Origin of the sequence: Nostoc sp. NMS8 (assembly GCF_017115045.1) — a bacterium.
Taxonomy (GTDB): Bacteria; Cyanobacteriota; Cyanobacteriia; order Cyanobacteriales; family Nostocaceae; genus Nostoc.
The window spans coordinates 38729-55983 of the sequence record NZ_JABXKK010000050.1; the positions used below are offsets into that span (position 1 = coordinate 38729).

At 42.5% G+C, this 17255-nt stretch carries 18 protein-coding genes; 10 read left to right on the forward strand and 8 right to left on the reverse strand.

The features are described 5' to 3' along the window. The first annotated feature begins 41 nt into the window (after positions 1-41). Positions 42-464 (forward strand): lysozyme inhibitor LprI family protein, encoded by a 423-nt coding sequence (locus tag HWQ39_RS08955; RefSeq protein ID WP_292843550.1) that lies wholly within the window; start codon positions 42-44, stop codon positions 462-464. Positions 465-632: 168 nt separating this feature from the next. Here HWQ39_RS08955 and HWQ39_RS08960 read toward each other — a convergent pair whose 3' ends face one another. Then, the gene (locus tag HWQ39_RS08960; RefSeq protein ID WP_292843551.1) at positions 633-1316 is read right to left on the reverse strand and encodes a response regulator transcription factor; all 684 of its coding nucleotides are present in this window, start codon (positions 1314-1316) and stop codon (positions 633-635) included. Positions 1317-2353: 1037 nt separating this feature from the next. Beyond that, entirely contained in the window at positions 2354-2920 is a 567-nt protein-coding gene (locus HWQ39_RS08965) for a Uma2 family endonuclease (protein WP_292843552.1), read from the reverse strand. Between the two features lie 329 nt (positions 2921-3249). Here HWQ39_RS08965 and HWQ39_RS08970 point away from each other — a divergent pair, with 329 nt between their 5' ends. Next, the gene (locus HWQ39_RS08970; RefSeq protein WP_292843553.1) at positions 3250-5511 is read left to right on the forward strand and encodes a PAS domain S-box protein; all 2262 of its coding nucleotides are present in this window, start codon (positions 3250-3252) and stop codon (positions 5509-5511) included. Here the strand turns inward: HWQ39_RS08970 and HWQ39_RS08975 are convergent. Continuing rightward, positions 5494-5748, reverse strand: a complete 255-nt coding sequence (locus tag HWQ39_RS08975) for a hypothetical protein (RefSeq protein WP_292843554.1) — start codon at positions 5746-5748, stop codon at positions 5494-5496. The genes HWQ39_RS08970 and HWQ39_RS08975 overlap by 18 nt on opposite strands. 468 nt (positions 5749-6216) lie before the next feature. Between HWQ39_RS08975 and hemC the strand changes: the two genes are divergently transcribed. Together hemC and glgA are read left to right on the forward strand one after the other, a co-directional pair. After that, entirely contained in the window at positions 6217-7188 is a 972-nt protein-coding gene (gene hemC, locus HWQ39_RS08980; RefSeq protein WP_292843555.1) for a hydroxymethylbilane synthase, read from the forward strand. Between the two features lie 138 nt (positions 7189-7326). Continuing rightward, the gene (glgA, locus tag HWQ39_RS08985; RefSeq protein ID WP_292843556.1) at positions 7327-8769 is read left to right on the forward strand and encodes a glycogen synthase GlgA; all 1443 of its coding nucleotides are present in this window, start codon (positions 7327-7329) and stop codon (positions 8767-8769) included. 304 nt (positions 8770-9073) lie between these two features. Here the strand turns inward: glgA and HWQ39_RS08990 are convergent, their stop codons facing one another. After that, a complete protein-coding gene (locus HWQ39_RS08990) occupies positions 9074-10342 on the reverse strand; it encodes a HEAT repeat domain-containing protein (RefSeq protein WP_292843557.1) in 1269 nt (422 codons plus the stop codon). Between the two features lie 152 nt (positions 10343-10494). On the opposite strand from HWQ39_RS08990, the gene HWQ39_RS08995 reads away from it, so the two are divergent. From HWQ39_RS08995 to HWQ39_RS09010, 4 genes are all read left to right on the forward strand, one after another. Continuing rightward, on the forward strand, positions 10495-11283 hold the full coding sequence (locus tag HWQ39_RS08995; RefSeq protein WP_292843558.1) for a DUF1838 family protein: 789 nt from the start codon (positions 10495-10497) through the stop codon (positions 11281-11283). Between the two features lie 237 nt (positions 11284-11520). Next, positions 11521-11760, forward strand: a complete 240-nt coding sequence (locus HWQ39_RS09000) for a hypothetical protein (protein WP_179068461.1) — start codon at positions 11521-11523, stop codon at positions 11758-11760. Positions 11761-11792: 32 nt separating this feature from the next. Next, positions 11793-12701 carry a HEAT repeat domain-containing protein gene (locus HWQ39_RS09005; RefSeq protein WP_292843559.1) on the forward strand — a complete coding sequence of 303 codons (909 nt, stop codon included), beginning with the start codon at positions 11793-11795 and terminating at the stop codon, positions 12699-12701. Positions 12702-12705: 4 nt separating this feature from the next. Then, positions 12706-12834 carry a hypothetical protein gene (locus tag HWQ39_RS09010; protein WP_292843560.1) on the forward strand — a complete coding sequence of 43 codons (129 nt, stop codon included), beginning with the start codon at positions 12706-12708 and terminating at the stop codon, positions 12832-12834. Between the two features lie 51 nt (positions 12835-12885). Here the strand turns inward: HWQ39_RS09010 and HWQ39_RS09015 are convergent, their stop codons facing one another. The 4 genes from HWQ39_RS09015 to HWQ39_RS09030 all read right to left on the reverse strand — a co-directional run bounded on the left by HWQ39_RS09015 (position 12886) and on the right by HWQ39_RS09030 (position 15400). After that, positions 12886-13494 carry a HEAT repeat domain-containing protein gene (locus HWQ39_RS09015; RefSeq protein ID WP_292843561.1) on the reverse strand — a complete coding sequence of 203 codons (609 nt, stop codon included), beginning with the start codon at positions 13492-13494 and terminating at the stop codon, positions 12886-12888. 237 nt (positions 13495-13731) lie between these two features. Further along, positions 13732-14226, reverse strand: a complete 495-nt coding sequence (locus HWQ39_RS09020) for a bleomycin hydrolase (RefSeq protein WP_292843562.1) — start codon at positions 14224-14226, stop codon at positions 13732-13734. Between the two features lie 85 nt (positions 14227-14311). Then, a complete protein-coding gene (locus tag HWQ39_RS09025) occupies positions 14312-14869 on the reverse strand; it encodes a bleomycin hydrolase (RefSeq protein WP_179068457.1) in 558 nt (185 codons plus the stop codon). A gap of 360 nt (positions 14870-15229) precedes the next feature. Further along, on the reverse strand, positions 15230-15400 hold the full coding sequence (locus tag HWQ39_RS09030; RefSeq protein ID WP_012410163.1) for an NblA/ycf18 family protein: 171 nt from the start codon (positions 15398-15400) through the stop codon (positions 15230-15232). A gap of 294 nt (positions 15401-15694) precedes the next feature. Between HWQ39_RS09030 and HWQ39_RS09035 the strand changes: the two genes are divergently transcribed. Then, positions 15695-16312 carry a phycobiliprotein lyase gene (locus HWQ39_RS09035; RefSeq protein WP_292843747.1) on the forward strand — a complete coding sequence of 206 codons (618 nt, stop codon included), beginning with the start codon at positions 15695-15697 and terminating at the stop codon, positions 16310-16312. Beyond that, the gene (locus HWQ39_RS09040; protein ID WP_292843563.1) at positions 16309-16854 is read left to right on the forward strand and encodes a hypothetical protein; all 546 of its coding nucleotides are present in this window, start codon (positions 16309-16311) and stop codon (positions 16852-16854) included. The genes HWQ39_RS09035 and HWQ39_RS09040 overlap by 4 nt, the downstream gene beginning before the upstream one ends. Positions 16855-17255: the final 401 nt, after the last annotated feature.

A 17255-nucleotide genomic window follows, 5' to 3' on the forward strand; every position in this document is an offset into this window, starting at 1 on the left:
CTTACGCAGTATACAAATCAACATTAAGTACGAAAGAATCTATGCGTTATTTCTCCCTCTTGGTAGTAAATATACTAGCTTTTAGCAGCTTACATACTCCTAGTGTTATAACAGCAAGCACAACATCGAATTTACCAAAAATGCAGTTAGCTCAAAAGCTAAACTGCAATAATGCTCAAACTCAGGCAGTAATTAATGAATGCGCGAAGTTATCGTATCAGAATGCAGATAAAAAACTGAATCAAGTTTATCAACAATTGGTATCTACATTAGAAAGGTCTAGAAAACAAAAATTGATTGCTGCACAGCAAGCATGGATTAAGTTTCGAGATAATAATTGTGAGTTTGAGACAAGCAAATATGAGGGTGGAAGTATTTCCCCCACAATTTATTTTAGTTGTCTAGAAAATATCACAAAACAGCGTACCCAACAATTACGAGAATATCTCAAACCCGACGCTTAAGCGTGAAGTAAGGGTGTATAGCTATGCCTCACTAGGGACTGACACAATAAAAAATATTCAATTAACTCTCGTGTCGTCCACCTCACGAGAGCCATATAAACTGGGCGCTGATATTGCCCACCCCACGATATTGAATTCCTATATAACTGCTTTCCGTTACAAGCAGAACTATAATTGGTCGAGTTGCTTGAGATGGTAGCCTATACCGTGAACTGTTTCAATAAAATCTTCAAAAGCTCCGGCTGCTTTGAGCTTTTGACGTAGGCTTCTAAGATGAACCTTCACAGCATGTTCTTCTGGAGGAGAATCTAATGACCAAATATGTTCAATAATCACGCTGCGACTCAGGACACGACGACCATTTCGCAGTAATAACTCTAAGATTCCGTATTCTTTTGGGGTTAAATGTAGCATATTTTTGCCATAGCTCACTTCATAAGTGCTGGGGTTGAGGTGCAAATTGCCCCATTCCAAAATCGGCGGCGATGAAGCATTACCCCGACGAAGCAAGGCGCGAATTCGGGCAAATAGTTCTTGTAAATCCACTGGTTTAACGACATAATCATCGGCTCCGGCATCAAGCCCGGTGATTTTATCGCTAACGGTATCACGAGCAGTGAGCATGAGAACAGGCATACTATAGCTGTGCGATCGCAACCGATGACATAAACTAATTCCATCGAGTTCTGGCAACATCACATCCAGCAGCAGTAAATCATAATCCAGCATTTTGGCTTGATTCCATCCTGCCTCACCATCTGTCACCACATCAACCGTATAACGTTGATCTGTAAGGGCTTCTGCTAAAGTTTCGGCAAGGCGTAAATCATCTTCAACTAAAAGAATTCGCATAATTTTTTAAAAATACTTAGTTATATTCCAAACAATTGGGAAATTTTCATTGAGAAAATATTGCAAAAAGTAACAATTTCTCGATTTTATTGCTTCTTTCCGATTTCTTTACTATTTCCTGAGTAATTTCCTTACTTTTGAGATGTAATTTTATATTTTATATGGGTTTGTAATAACCTTCTTAAGATGTTTCAAAAAACTTGACTTTGAACTAAGTTCACCTTTAGGTATCAGCCTATTTTAAGAGACTCACTCAAATTTTGTAAAAGGCAGAATCAGCAATTAAGCGTTTTTCTGTTAACCTGGAACACCTCTGCATTAGACAAAAATTTATTTATCCAAGAAGTTAATTGATTGAAGAATCTATATCAACGTTGCATTTATATCAAGTTACTTGAAGCAAAATAATGTTGCCGCCACAAGCGCATAAGAAGCTCCAATGTTGGATAAGAAGCCGCCATTTAATCTGCTCGGGCCATTTTTTTCTATTTGAAACTATAGACTATTCTTGTGTTGAGAGATTTAACGAGTGTATAGCCGCTCTAGGAGGTACATTAATTTCCGTTGAGCCAGTTGACAAAATTTGGATGGGCGAGCATCGGCAGGTTTTTCTTTATCGTGTTAAAGCCAGTTTGTTTACACCTTGTCATCAGTTAAGGCAATACTGGTTTAAATATGGCAGTTTTTACACTAGATTTGATAAAAGTTGTTAATTGAAAAGGAATTCAGAAGTCAGAATCCAGAATTCAGAATTGAATTTTGCGCGATGGTTACTTAGGAACATGGATTAAATAAGATGCAAAACTTTATCCTGTCTCTAGCTTCCCTCTCTTTTATAAGGAGAGGGATTGAGGGTGAGGTAAACCAGGCACATAAATTGTATGTTATTTAATTCTTATTCCTTAGCTTGAGTTGCTCTTAAATTGCCAAATGACAACCTATACTCGGTATAATAAACGGGTTTAATTCCCCCTTTGAAAATCTGATGTTCTTAATTCTGACTACTGAGTTCTGAATTCTTCTTCAATCTGTATTTCTCACTCTGCTTTCATCTTTAACCAGCTAAATAACTGTTTTACTGTCAACTCTAAATCAACCCCATCTAGAACAGTCAATTTATCTTCTTTATGACAAAATTCTGGTTGTTGATGTGGTTTAAATACGAGAACTGAGCGGTCATCAGGATCAATCAACCATCCAAGTTTACAACCATATTTTAGGCAGTGTAAAATATTGCTTGTAACTCGATTAGAACTCTGATCGGGAGAAAGAATTTCAATTGTCCAGTTTGGAGCAATAAGCACATCATCTACAGGTTCTCTGTTCTCGTCAAACTCAATTTGTTGCCAACGAATAACCGCTACATCTGGAACAATTGACCGACCACCAAAAGTACAACGCAACTCTGGAAAAGCATAAGCAATTTGCTTTTTCTCTGTAACTTCATTAATCCCATTAATCAACTTAGCTTGAAGGCGAGAGTGGCGCGTTTTCGGCATTGGTTTCTGGATAATTTCACCATCAATATAAATACTTGCAGGCTTGGTTTCTGGTAAATGGAGAAACTCATCTAGGGTTAGAGATGCAGGTTTTGCAACACTCATAACTTCTGCTACTCCAAAACTCTTACATTCAGTTTATCAGCGATCGCCTCTTTGATTTTTAAAAAACTCAGTATATTTTATTCCTTCTTCCCAAATTACAAAAACGTGATTGATCGCGTCTCTTAGCTTAACCAAACAGTATTGCGAGTGATTCAGGAATCAAAGACGCTCGATAGCGCAGCGTTAGCGACGCAGGAGCGTCTGACTCGCTACCGCTTCGCTATCGGATTGCTATATATGATAATGCGGTTAACTGCCTTATTTTCCTGATACAGATGAATCACTACACTCCCAATTCCCAATTAGTCTAATCTGTCACTTTTATGTTCATGCCCGATTTTAGTATTATCAATTTCAACCCTATCGGTATTGGCTTTAGCATTATTACCTTGGGAGTAATTTACTATTTTCTCAAGCTAGAAGTAACTAGGCGACAACGGGTAGAAGCAATCCTGCGACAACAAACTGAGCGGCAGCGACTAGTAAGCCAGATTGCTCATCATATCCGTAAGTCTTTGGAGTTAGAGGAGGTTCTGACTACCACCGTTGCAGAAGTACGTGAGTTTCTCCAAGCGGATAGGGTGTTAATTTATCGCCTTTGGGAAAATGGTACAGGTAGCGCCATGACTGAAACAGTTCTACCTGAATATACAAAAATTTTGGGAGAAACCTTTCCGCCCGAAGTGTTCCCTAAAGAGTATCATCAAGCGTATTCGTTGGGAAAAACCCGCGCGATCGCAAATGTCAATCAAGCAGATGTCGAACCATGTCTAGCAGAGTTTGTAAAACAGTTTGGTGTCAAAGCTAAGTTGGTAGTGCCAATTTTACAAGAAAATCGGCAAGGGGATAAACAACAAGATAGCAAAACACCAGCCTCTACCCCTTATCTTTGGGGCTTATTAATTGCTCATCAGTGCGATCGCACCCGTGTATGGGAATCTTGGGAAATTGAGTTAATGAAGCAACTTGCTACCCAAGTAGCGATCGCTATCCAACAATCGGAACTTTACAAACAACTACAAACACTCAACGCCGAACTAGAACACCGCGTTCAACTGCGGACTCAAGAGTTAGCTACAGCCAATGTCTCTCTCCGAGCCGAAATTGCTGAACGTCAGCGCACCCAAGCCGCGCTGCAAGCTTTGATTACCGCCTCTCCTCGCGCCATCTTCACACTTGATTTAGCAGGCAACGTAAAAATCTGGAATCCTGCTGCTGAAAAGATGTTTGGCTGGACAGAGGCAGAGGTAATTGACCATCCCAACCCCATTTTTTTAGATGACCAATTAGAAGAATACAACACTCTTCAAGAAAGTATATTACAAGGAACAACTTATACCAGAGTGGAATTGCACCTTTCTAAAAAAGATGGCACTGCGATCGATATAGTTTTTTCTGCCGCTCCATTGCATGATAGCGACGATAGTATCAACGGTATGGTAGCAGTGATTGCTGATATTACACACCAAAAGAAGCAAGAAGAACAGGTGCGGCTATTGCAATCTGTAGTTGTAAATACTAACGATGGTGTAGTTATAACTGAAGCACAACCAATTGGCAAACCTGGGCCGCATATTATTTATGTTAATGAAGCATTCACCAGAATCACAGGCTACAGCCTAGAAGAAGTTTTAGGTAAAACGCCGCGTATTCTTCAAGGAGCAAAAACAAGTCGGGTTGAACTGGATAAAGTCTGGAATGCTCTATCTCATTGGGAATCAGTCACAGTTCAGGTAATTAACTACCGTAAAGATGGCTCGGAATTTTGGAATGAATTTAGCATCGTTCCCGTAGCCGATCAAACTGGCAGTTATACCCACTGGATAGCAGTACAACGTGACATTACCGGACGCAAAAGGCTAGATGAAATTCGGATGGCACTAGAGCGAGAGAGGGAACTTAGCGTGCTGAAAACACGCTTTTTTTCAATGGCATCTCATGAGTTTCGTACTCCTCTGAGTACTGCTTTAGCAGCAGCCCAATTGCTAGAGAATTGTCAAGATGAATGGGATAACTCTTCTAAGCGACTGAGAAACTTGCAGCGGATTCAACTTTCCGTCAAAAATATGGTTCAGATATTAGACGATATTTTGACTATCAATCGAGCCGAAACCGGAAAACTAGAATTTAATCCCAAACTCATAAATTTAGAAGAATTCTGCGCTTATTTTGTCGAAGAAATGCGCCTCAGTACAGATGAGAGGCACACATTGAGTTTTGCTTGCCAAGGAAAAGCTGTTTATGCTTGGGTGGATGAAAGGTTATTGCGTTCCATTCTGTCTAATTTGCTGCTGAATGCGATTAAATATTCTCCTGAAGGAGGGAATGTTAATCTGAGTCTGGAGTTTAAATCAGATACGGTGATTCTCCAAGTTCAAGATCAAGGTATTGGGATTCCCCTAGCAGATCAAAAGCACCTGTTTCAGCCGTTTCATCGTGGCAAAAATGTCAGAAGCATTCCCGGCACAGGATTAGGTTTGGTAGTAGTGAAAAAGTGTGTAGACTTACACCAAGGTTATATTAACATCACCACAAAAGTAGGAATTGGTACGACTTGTGCGGTAACACTGCCATTAGAAGGTAAGTCTTAAGTAAAGTTTTGGGTAAAAGCATAGCGTTTTTAATGCAAAGAGACGCGTTGGCATTGTTAGCCGACGCATTGGCATTGTGACTCGACGCATTAGCATTGTTACCCGATGCATTGGCATTGTTACCCGACGCATTGGCATTGTTACCCGACGCATTGGCATTGTTACCCGATGCATTGACATTGTGACTCGATGCGTTGGCATTGTTACCCGATGCATTGGCATTGTGACTTGATGCATAAATCAAAAATAAAGAACCCCACCCCACATTTGAGTAAAGCAAACGCTCCCCTCCCCGCAAGCCTACGGTGTACACATAATAAAATCAAAGTCGTTGAAGATCCCCCTAAATCCCCCTTAAAAAGGGGGACTTTGAATGAAGGGCTTTTGCCCCCCTTAAAAAGGGGGGTTGGGGGGATCAAAAGCTTGTGGGGCAATGGTTAAAAGACTTATGTGTACACCATAGCCGCGCAAGCGGGGAGGGGTTGGGGGTGTTAGGGACTTTTGCAAGAGGTCTATTGTCACCCGACGCATTGGCATTGCAGGATTTTGCCAAATTTAATTTGCTTGTTTTAAATTGCTTAAACCAGCTTTTAGTAAAGAATTGTAATCCAAAATCCCAAATCCAAAACCCAAAACTTGTATGAGTCCCTGACTACGGTAGTCTAGATGAAAGTGAATTTATCGCCTGCGATATTATATTGTTTTATGACTTCAGTTGTTTCTAGTCCCCCACGCACTATTCGGATCGGCTCACGTAAAAGCCAACTTGCTCTGGTTCAGACCTACTGGGTACAAGAGCAACTCCAGAAAAGCTATCCTGATATCACTTTTGAAGTCCACACCATGTCTACCCAAGGCGATAAAATCTTGGATGTAGCATTAGCTAAGATTGGCGATAAAGGACTTTTTACTAAAGAACTTGAAGTTGGAATGCTCAATCAGGAGATCGACTTTGCCGTTCATTCCCTCAAGGATCTGCCGACTAATTTACCAGAAGGGTTGACACTGGCAGCAATTACTGAACGGGAAAATCCCGCAGATGCATTAGTAGTGCATGAAAAGCACAAAGATAAACAAATCGATACGTTGCCAGAAGGTGCGGTAATTGGTACATCTTCTTTACGGCGTTTAGCACAGTTACGCCACCATTTCCCGCACTTTACATTTAAGGATGTCCGGGGAAATTTGATTACACGGTTGGCAAAACTGGATGCAGGCGAATACGATGCTTTGATTTTGGCAGCAGCAGGATTAGAGAGATTGGGAATGGGCGATCGCATTCATCAAGTTATACCCAAAGAAATCTCCCTCCACGCAGTTGGACAAGGAGCTTTGGGGATAGAATGCCGTGCTGATGATAGTGAAGTGTTATCTCTACTCAAAGCAATTGAACATACTGAAACACGCGATCGCTGTCTCGCCGAACGATCTTTTTTACGTTCTTTAGAGGGCGGTTGTCAAGTACCTATCGGTGTAAATACAGAAATATCTGGTGATAATTTGACCTTAACCGGAATAGTCGCCAGTGTAGATGGTCAAAAGTTCGTAAAAGATACCGTCACTGGTCAAGCTAACAATGCTGAAGCACTAGGTATAGAACTAGCAGAACTGTTGCGGCAACAGGGAGCGCAAGAAATTTTATCAGAAATTTTTGCAGTGATTCAGCGCGGTTCCTAAGCAATTAGGCAAGCCGATGTGATTAGATAAGAATTGATCGCCGTTGCACTAAAGGTGTGCAGACGCGATAAATCTCTTTGGTCAAAATTGATCATAGAGTTAATTTGACAATATAGACTCAGGGAAGCAAAAATTACCATGCGGATTCTATTTGTTGCAGCAGAGGCAGCACCCATTGCCAAAGTAGGAGGAATGGGTGATGTTGTTGGGGCATTACCCAAATTTCTGAGAGAAATGGGGCATGATGTACGGATATTCTTGCCTTACTATGGCTTTCTGCCAGACAAAATGGAAATTCCCAACGAACCGATCTGGCGGGGATCTGCCATGTTCCAGGAATTTGCTGTTTATGAAAGCATTCTGCCTGGTACTGATGTTCCCTTGTACTTATTTGGACATCCCGCCTTTCTACCGCGCCATATTTATTCTGGAGATGGTGAAGACTGGCGGTTCACCTTGTTTGCTAATGGTGCAGCCGAGTTTGCCTGGAATTACTGGAAACCAGAAATTATCCACTGTCACGATTGGCATACGGGTATGATTCCTGTATGGATGCACCAAGATCCTGATATCACCACAGTATTTACCATTCATAATTTGGCTTATCAAGGGCCGTGGCGTTGGTATTTAGAGAAAATTACTTGGTGTCCCTGGTATATGCAGGGACACAACGTCATGGCGGCAGCGGTACAATTTGCCAACAAGGTAAATACAGTTTCGCCCACTTATGCCGAGCAAATTAAGACACCTACTTACGGTGAAACATTAGAAGGTTTGCTGTCCTTTATTAGCGGAAAACTATCTGGGATTATCAACGGTATTGATACCGAAGTTTATAATCCAGAAAATGACAAATACATTGCTCAAACCTTTACTGCTGATACTTTAGATAAACGCAAAGCCAACAAAATTGCTCTGCAAGAAGAACTAGGGTTAGAAGTCAACTCCAAAGCCTTTTTAATTGGGATTGTCACCCGATTAGTGGAACAAAAAGGCATTGATTTGATATTGCAAATCCTCGATCGCTTCTTATCTTATACAGATGCCCAGTTTGTATTGTTGGGGACAGGCGATCGCTACTATGAAACTCAGATGTGGCAATTAGCATCTCGCTTTCCCGGACGTATGGCAACTTACTTACTGTATAACGATGCCCTGTCTCGCCGGATCTACGCGGGTACTGATGCCTTCTTGATGCCCAGTCGTTTTGAACCATGCGGTATTAGCCAAATGATGGCTTTGCGCTACGGTTCTGTACCCATTGTCCGCCGCACAGGTGGATTAGTTGACACCGTAACCCATCACGACCCGGAAAATGCTGCTGGTACTGGTTATTGCTTCGATCGCTATGAACCGCTAGACCTTTTCACCTCAATGATTCGGGCTTGGGAAGGCTTCCGTTTCAAGCCGCAATGGGGAGAACTACAAAAACGCGGCATGAGTCAAGATTTTAGTTGGTATCAATCTGCCAAGCAGTACGTGAAATTGTATCGGTCAATTTACGGTTTGCCAGAAGAAGAGGAGACTCCAGAACCAGAGTTAGTATTAAACGAGACAGTCATTAGCACCAGCAGCAAGTAAAAGGGCGGTTAGAAACCACGTCTACACAGACAAAACCCACCTGCGTGGGTTTCAAGCCCTCAATTATTTCCTTAGCAAATAAAAAGGCAGTTAAAAACCGCGTCTACATAGGCAAAACCCACCTGCGTGGGTTTCAAGCCCTCAATTATTTCCTTAGTAAATAAAAAGGTGGTTAAAAACCGCGTCTACACAGGCAAAACCCACCTGCGTGGGTTTCAAGCCCTCAATCTTTCCTTAGTCCGCCTCCGCGGACTTTGTTTGTGTAGCCGCGACTTCTAGTCGCCAGGGCATGAAATTGACACTATTAATTACTTGTCGCTTTCGCCCTAATTAACCAATCGCGATCGCTAACACAAATTTCTCGACCAAATGAGTCTCCTAAACTGTCTAGCGCCAATAAACAAGCGTATTTCAAATCCCAAATCGGCGTATTCAGGCAAATTTTGAGTTCAGGAATTGCTCGTGAATCACCCAATTCAGCAAGAGCGATCGCACATGCAGCACGAGATTTCTGAAACTGAGGTTCGCGGTTGTGCAGGTTTTCCACTAACAAATCATAGGCGGGAGCATATTTCAGCCAACCAAAAAGTTTCATGACATGATAATGAGCGCCATAGTCGTTATATGCTTTGTCCGAATAAGTTGCTAAAAGTGCTGCTGGTGCTTCTTGTGGGTAGACATCCAATAAGGTTTTTGTCGCTAAATAACACCGTCCAAAATCGGTTTCATAGAGTTCATTAATCACAAAATCTAGGACAGGGGTAGCATCATACTCATGTACCAAATTAAGGTCGTTGGGATGATCGTAGAGTACTTGCTCTAAGTAAGGCTGAATTTCTGTAAAGGTAATTTCACCACTAGGAACGCCTGCATCCAAAAGCATCCGCAATCCTCGCAACCGGAACACCAAAGATACAGGACAACGGGCGATGTCTGGGATGGCTTTGTAATAGCAAGAATCAATCAAGTCTTGAATACAGCCGCGCCGTGCATTGACGCTGGAACTTTGTAGCAGCGCTATCACCTCAGTGATTTGGGAATAATCACCCGTGAATCGACAAACTGTAGCGATCGCTGCACTACGGGTAGGTTCATCCTCCACTTGGGTAAATTTCCGTACACGTTCTAGAGACGGCTGATAGTCAGCGTTCGCTAAAGTGTGAATAATCACTCGATAGATTTGACCTGGTTTATCCAGCAGTTGCGAGACTTCTTCGAGAATTCCTGGATCTTTCGTGCCGATTTCTCCGATCGCCCACACGGTATTCTCAACAGTATAAATATCATCATCTTTAAGACACTGCCGAATGACAGGTAAAGCTGATTCCGCCTGCAATCGCCCCAAACTTTCCACAGCTTTGCGTCGAACAATGCGGTGGTCTAACTCATCAGGGTTACTGGTTTCAATCGCCCGTATTAAAGCTGCGATCGATTGCTCAGTCGGGAAGTTAATTAGATGGGAAACAGCAATATACTTATCAGAAGCATCTTCGAGTTGTTCTAATGGTGTATCAATAATTGCGATCGCTTCTTCTTCTGTTAACCCAAACATTTTAAAAAAACGTTTATCCATTGATCTGTAGATTGCTCTTGGATAATTTTAGAGATCACTTTTACCATCGTACTAGGGACTGGGTACTGGAGATTGGGGATTGGGATCTATTTGGGGATTGATTGAACCATCAAAAGTGTCTACATAGCTATTTGAGGATGATAGGAAAAAATATGAGTGATTATTTAGATGATTACGAATTTAATAACCTCGATTTTTACAGAAAAAATCATGGTTTACAGCTTTATTACAACTGGTCTGGGGAAATTTGGTGGCAAGAAACACCAGAAAAATTGTTCTCTATTATTGGGATGAATGCTACCAAAGTATTTCTCAAGCCCGATCCTGAGTACGGCGAAGTCGGATATCGCATCAATAGAGAGTTGGGTTTATTTTGTGACCCAGATACCCAAGAGATTTTGCACTTTTGGAAGTCACCAACAGCGAGTCAACCAGTACCAGTAGTACACATTGCTAACCGCATTGTCCAAGGCTCAGTCAAACCAAAGAAATTTGTCATACCCAAAGGCAGCGGATATATTACCTCTGTCATGGAAATTCCTTTAGAATACCCGCATCCTTTAGCAGGAGATAGCAAATATTCAGACTATTGTCCTGGAGAAAAGTTTAAGGGAGTTGAGTACTTTATCTCAAATACTTGCCGACCCGATGCAACTGAAGTCCCTCCTGCTAAATGGGCGAGAGACTGTCCTTGGTTGCCCTGGATGAAGTTAGGATATGCTCATCCAGCTAAATTAAGATTTGAAACCACAATATTTAGAGTAGATTCTTTTGACCAGCTTCATCCTAGTTTGGTCAAGCTGGTGAGGGAGAAAGTACCAATTTATGAATTCACGCCAACGGAAAGTGATGAGCCAAATGTGACGAGCATTCAATACTTTAAGAAAAACTTTGAGTCCTACTTGCAGGGAGATATTTTTCCACTTGAGGAAACCTCTTGAGCGGTTTTTGCTTGGCGACTTTTGAAGATTTACATCAAAAAGCTTTACCAGTGGTAACTCTATCTGAGAAGATCGGAATATATGCATTTGTCAACTATTAGTTAGTTGCCTCTTGCCAATTGTTCAATTTTATGTAACAGCGAAGTACTGGTCTTTTGCGAGTAAGCAAATACAAACACTCTTGGAATACTAGACCACACATCATTCATATAAACACACATTTAGGAAACAAAAGTTATGGATGAAACCTCAGAATTGACAACAACCAATAACGTCACCGCCCAAGATGTAGCAGAAGTAATTGCAGAACTTGAGCAATATCGGGAACGTCTAGTTCAAGAAACTACGGAAACAGCAAAACGGGCTAAGTTAATGAAAGTAAGCGTCATGGCAAAACTGGAGCCTGAACTTGCCAAGATTGATTCTGCCCTCCAGGAACTCCGCGATCAACAGGCTGCCCTGAGTGTCAGCAACTAGTCATTCATCTTGATAATTCAACCAGAAGTTATATGCTCAACTCCGAAACTCAATCCGGGGTAGATTCGTTAAATCTGTCCCATGTAGAAACTGATGCTTTATTTGCAGTCGTGAGTGAGCAATTAAGCTTAAACACCTTCAACTTAGATGATCAAGAACTACTAAAGCGAATGGTTGAGAGTATGGGAGACTCACGGGGCATGGTTAGGCTGAGTTTTGCAGAGGCTTTGGGTAAAATCGGTAAACCAGCGACCCCTTTATTAATGGAAGCCGTGGCAAGTCATCCAAACCCAGTTGTGCGGAGAGCCAGCGCCAAAACCCTGACACTGATTGCTGACCCGATCGCAGTTCCCACTTTGGTCAACGCCTTGTTAAATGATGAAGATACGGTGGTCAAAACCTCGGCGGTGGGAGGGCTTGCCAAAATAGGTGAGGCTGCTGTGCCAGCATTGCTGAAAATTTTGGCGTCAACTGAGTATCCAGAAAGTGCTAAAGGACATGCGGTATGGGCGTTGGGGTTTATTGGGGCAGATGCCAAAGAGTATTTATATCAAGAGATTAACTCAGACTCAGATGAAGTTCGGGCGGCGGTAGTGGGTGCGATCGCTAAAATTGCTCAAGAAAGCACTGAAGAAGGAGCATTTAATATTTTAGTTAACGCCCTCACCGATCCATCTGAAATTGTGCGGTGTGAAGCAGCAGCAGCTTTGGGTAGTCTCACCTATCAACCAGCAATTCCTCACCTGGTTGAGTTACTGCATCATACCGATTGGGAAACTCGAAAAGCAGCAGCTTTAGCATTGATGAAGATTGGCGATCGCGCTTCCTTAGAACCCCTGCAAGCCGCATTAACCAACGAAGGGGAAGCAGCAGTTCAGGCAGTTATCAAGCTAGCAATTTCTCAAATTGAGAGACAATTAGAGGAGGATGCTTGGGAATAGGGCGATGGACATTTACAACTTGACATCTTCCTCTCATTTTGAGAGTGCCGAAGTTGCTCCTAAGCTGATTGAGACGGAAGAGGAGTATGATCGCGGAGATTACTTTAAGGTGACACCCAGTTTGTTCATCTAATGTATTCCTTCTATTGGGATTGATAAAAGTAGTTGTATTGAAGAGCGATCGCTACCCTCTTTTATACTTAATCACCTGATCTAATCGAGGCAAAGCACTCACTGCTGACTCTTTAACATACGAATCAACAGATTCATCATTTGTCAATGCCGTCAGTACTTCCACCCCTCGGATATCACCCATTGAACCGAGTGCATTGACGATCGCTACAGCCACCGCCACATTATCTATTGTTTTCAGAGCTTCAGTCAAAATCTCAAAGGCAGGAGAACCAATCTCACCCAGCGCCATCACTGATGCAATATAAACAACAGCATTTTGGTCATTGAGCGCTGTTTTCAATCCCTGTAAGCCCTCAGCCGGAAAAGGAACATCGGGATGGTTAGCAGCAACCTGTGCCAGAGCCTTAGCACAGCTACCCCGAATGGTCGCATTATCGCTATTTATTAATGACTCTACCAGTAGCGGTACAGCGTCCGTACCAATAGCGCCCAGTGCCTTTACCGCCGCTCGACGGTAAGTGACATCTTCCTCATCCAAAATACCCATCAGCCGAGGAATGGTATTTTCATCACGGACATCAGCCAGTTCCCACATGGCTCGTTCCCGCAAATTGGGGTTGGGATGTTTCAACTGTTCAAATAGAGAATCTATAGTCATAAAAGAAAATTTCCCTGTTTAAATCCCCCAAGTTCAATCATTAATTACGTTAGCGAGACCTTGAGCGTCATTACGAATTACGTTAGCGTAGCGGTAGCGAGTCCGCGAGCGTCATTACGAATTACTAACAACTGAGGGACTCTTGGTCAGTCACTCAACCAGATATAGGCAAAGCAACAGACTGAGAGTCCCTAAGTTTTAGAGTATGACTATCGCTCGTCTAGTCAACCCATGTCACTATGACAGGGAGTTGATTACATAGTCGAGGAGAGCGCGGAACTCACCCAAAGCTTGAGGAGACAAGTCACGAGGAGAGCAAGCGCGATCGCGAGTGTAAGTCAACGCGGTTACATAAGGAGCGGTTGGCAGACCCAAAGAGCGATAAACTTCACGAGCGCCTGCAATACCCCACTCATCCAGAGGGCCAGTACCGCCCACAACTAAGCTATAGTTGATCAAGCGTAGGTAGTGCTTGATGTCGCGGAGGCACTTGTCTTTCTTAACTTGAGTGTCGCCAGCTTCACCTTCTTGGCTGAGGTAAGGATATTTCTTGAAGGCAGCATCATAAGCTTCCTTAGCTACGTTATCGATACCAGAAGCCAGCTTTTCAGCAGCTTCTAGACGAGCGCTAGCACGTTGAATGCTACCTTGAACTGATTCTAGATCGGAGGTAGTTGGGAAACGACCTGCTGCATCAGCAGCTCCAATAACTGTAGTGATAACTGATTTCATTGCTTTTTTTACTCCAGATTAGATTTGATCGAGTTGTAATTTCAGTTAGCTTGACTAATAGGCTTTAGCCGTTAGGGATTAGCAATTAGCTCAGAGCAGAAATAACGCGATCGAAGTAGCTAGCAGCTTCCGCAGCTAGAGCAGAGCAGTCGCCTTGAGGAGTATCCAGTTTGCGGAACTTCTTACCAGCATTAGCTTCAGTGTTGGTGTTGGTGATGTGAGCGACGCTGATCGCCTTCAGAATTTGAACAGCACGTATAGAAGAAGAGGCAGGTACGCCCAAAGCTGTGTAGGTTTCTTTCAAACCGTTCAAAGCGCGATCATCTAATACAGAAGAATCACCAGCCAATAGTGCATAAGTTACGTAGCGCAGAATGATTTCAGCATCACGTAAACAAGCAGCAGTCCGACGAGTGGGGTACAAGTTACCACCAGCTTGAAGCAAGCCAGTATTTTCACAAGCAATCCCAGCGATCGCATCAGAAACCGCACAGCTAGCATTGCTGGCGATCGCATTTACAGCATCAAGGCGCTTGTTGCCTTCAGCAATGAAAGACTTCAGGGCTGCCAAGTCAGCACCACCGATAGGAGCGGTTTTGGCATCAGCTGTAATTACAGCTCTGGAAAAAGCATCAAGAACCATGAGTTCTCCTTAATATTCACAAATGGCGGATATTATTTTTGGCTTGTTCTCGTTCAGGTTAACTGTGAGTAGCCAAACAAAAACATAGGGGATCAACAGTACCCTAGTCTTTACTATGAGAGACAAAGTAATAATCTGTAATATTTAATTTGGGAATTGAGCATAGGCACTAAAGAATCAGCACGGGAGCATGGAGCAAGGAAGAAGAGTTTTACTCTCTACTAAGAAACCCTGCCCCTGCACATAAAGCTTCTTTCTAATTGCCCAATGCCCAATTCCCAAAAAATTAAGACTTACGCATTTCAATGGAAATCTGCCATTGCGTAAGTCTTACAAAGAAAAAATTTTATTTTTACTCGATCAAGCTTGCTTTAGGAGATGTTTGACCAAATTATCTTTCACCATCATCTGCCGTAAAACTTCTAGTAAAAATTCTTGAGCCTCTTGTTGACTCAAACTTTTTACCTGGTCTTTCAAATTTTGTAAGCGAAACTGTTGTTCTAAAGTTAATTCTACTGGAAAGTCCATCATTCACTCCTGTGATTGACTGAATCGAAGGGTATTTAGTGTTAGTGGAAGACGATCGCTTTGTACTAGTTTAGCACTCAGATACTAAAATGTCTACATTGTCAAGCTATAACAAATAACGCTTATAAAAATTTACAATCACATGACAATACCTCTGTCCCTCCTTTTCTAGGGTGTTTATTGAAGCTGACCACTAAATCGCTGTAATGTTTAGAATGTTTATATACCAACTACTCTAAAAAGAAAAAACAAGGTAAACATCGTCCGCAGGAGTAATAAGTAGGAGTCAGAAGATTGATAGACGCAATGGAATTTTTTCAGCTAAGTGCTGGTAAGTGGCGATCGCAACGTGCAACTCATCATCTGGCGTTCAAGCGCTCAGAGATAGGAGAATCGGATATACAGGTAGAAACTCTTGATGCCGACCATCCCGAAATCATAGAATTGTGCCAGTACCACGAGATTGACCCCAGCCTTTCAATAGGTGGTTCGCGCGTGCGTTGGCTAGGCACTATGGCTTGGGATAGAGAAGGTGAGGAAAATCATCAAGGGAAAACCATATTTGCGATCGTGCCTGATGGCGATAACCCCAGGCAAGGAAAATTACTCCGCGAAAGAGGTTACGCCGAAATAGTGCCTGTAGTCGGTCTTTTTCACATGGATAATGAAGATGGACTAGTGTTGACAACCGAATACGAAACAATGAGTTCCATTGAGCGATTCTGGTTTGCCAGCCCAAATATGCGAATGCGAACCAGTACAGTCAAACGGTTTGGCGGCTTTAGCACAGCATCGTTTTGTAGTGAAACCCGGATTGATGCTGCTGTTGATGTTTCCAGCACAGAACAGGTAGCATCCAAACAAGGGCAGGATGTTCTAGAAAAAAGACAGTTTTATTCAGTGTTGGGGTGGTGAATTATCTCAACCAGAGTGATGCTTTTACTCGTGGGCAAGATTATCTGCATCTAGTACAGAGACTTGCTCTAGAGCCGGGTATGGTGGATGTGTTTGATAACTTGCGCGATCGCATCCCCATTTGCACTTGGATCGGCGAGAATATTAATACCGTAAACGCTCAGATCAACGCTTATCTGGAGTTTTGTCATGAGTGCTTTCATCCCCAAGAGCGTCGCCACATCCAAATTTTTGCAGTACCCATAGCTCAATCCTTCGGCATAGATGGGCTATGCAACATTCTCACAAACCCAATCACTATTTTGGTAGATGTCGGTCGAGTTGCGCCTAAAGACTGGTTTGGTGTAGTCGTCCATGAATACGCCCATGCCCATCTAGGAGACTTTGGTCACAATGAGCAGTTTGCTAGCATCCTATCTCATTTATGTTTAGGGCTGGGATTGGAACCACCCTACTGGGAGACAGGAATGGAAACAACTTTGCGTAGCTGGCCTTACTGTAAATCAACCATAGATCCCCTGGAATTTTGGATAGGTCGCTGAGGGGGTAGGAGGAAGGAGGCAGGGGGCAGGGAGCAGGGAGCAGTAAGTAGAAACTCTTTATGTCTGATTTTGAGTCTTACATTTTGTACCTTATCTACTTAAAAACTGCCGTATTATTCCTACCCAATGCCCAATTCCCCATTAATTTCTTTTGCTAAATGTTAAAAATTATTGCTCTAGTTCAAAAAGGTGAAACTGAATCTCCTAATCTAAAATATGTGAATAAGTTTGTTTAGTGATTCACGTAGTTATTTAAGCTGGAAACCCCACTCGGTTTATTGATTAGCTATGGTTGAATCTAGCAGACTAATCATTATTTCATCCGAATCCTGAAAATCACTCTTAGTTAAGTTTCGTGAAATTTTATCAGAATTCTGAGGTTCTGATCCAACTACTCCTTT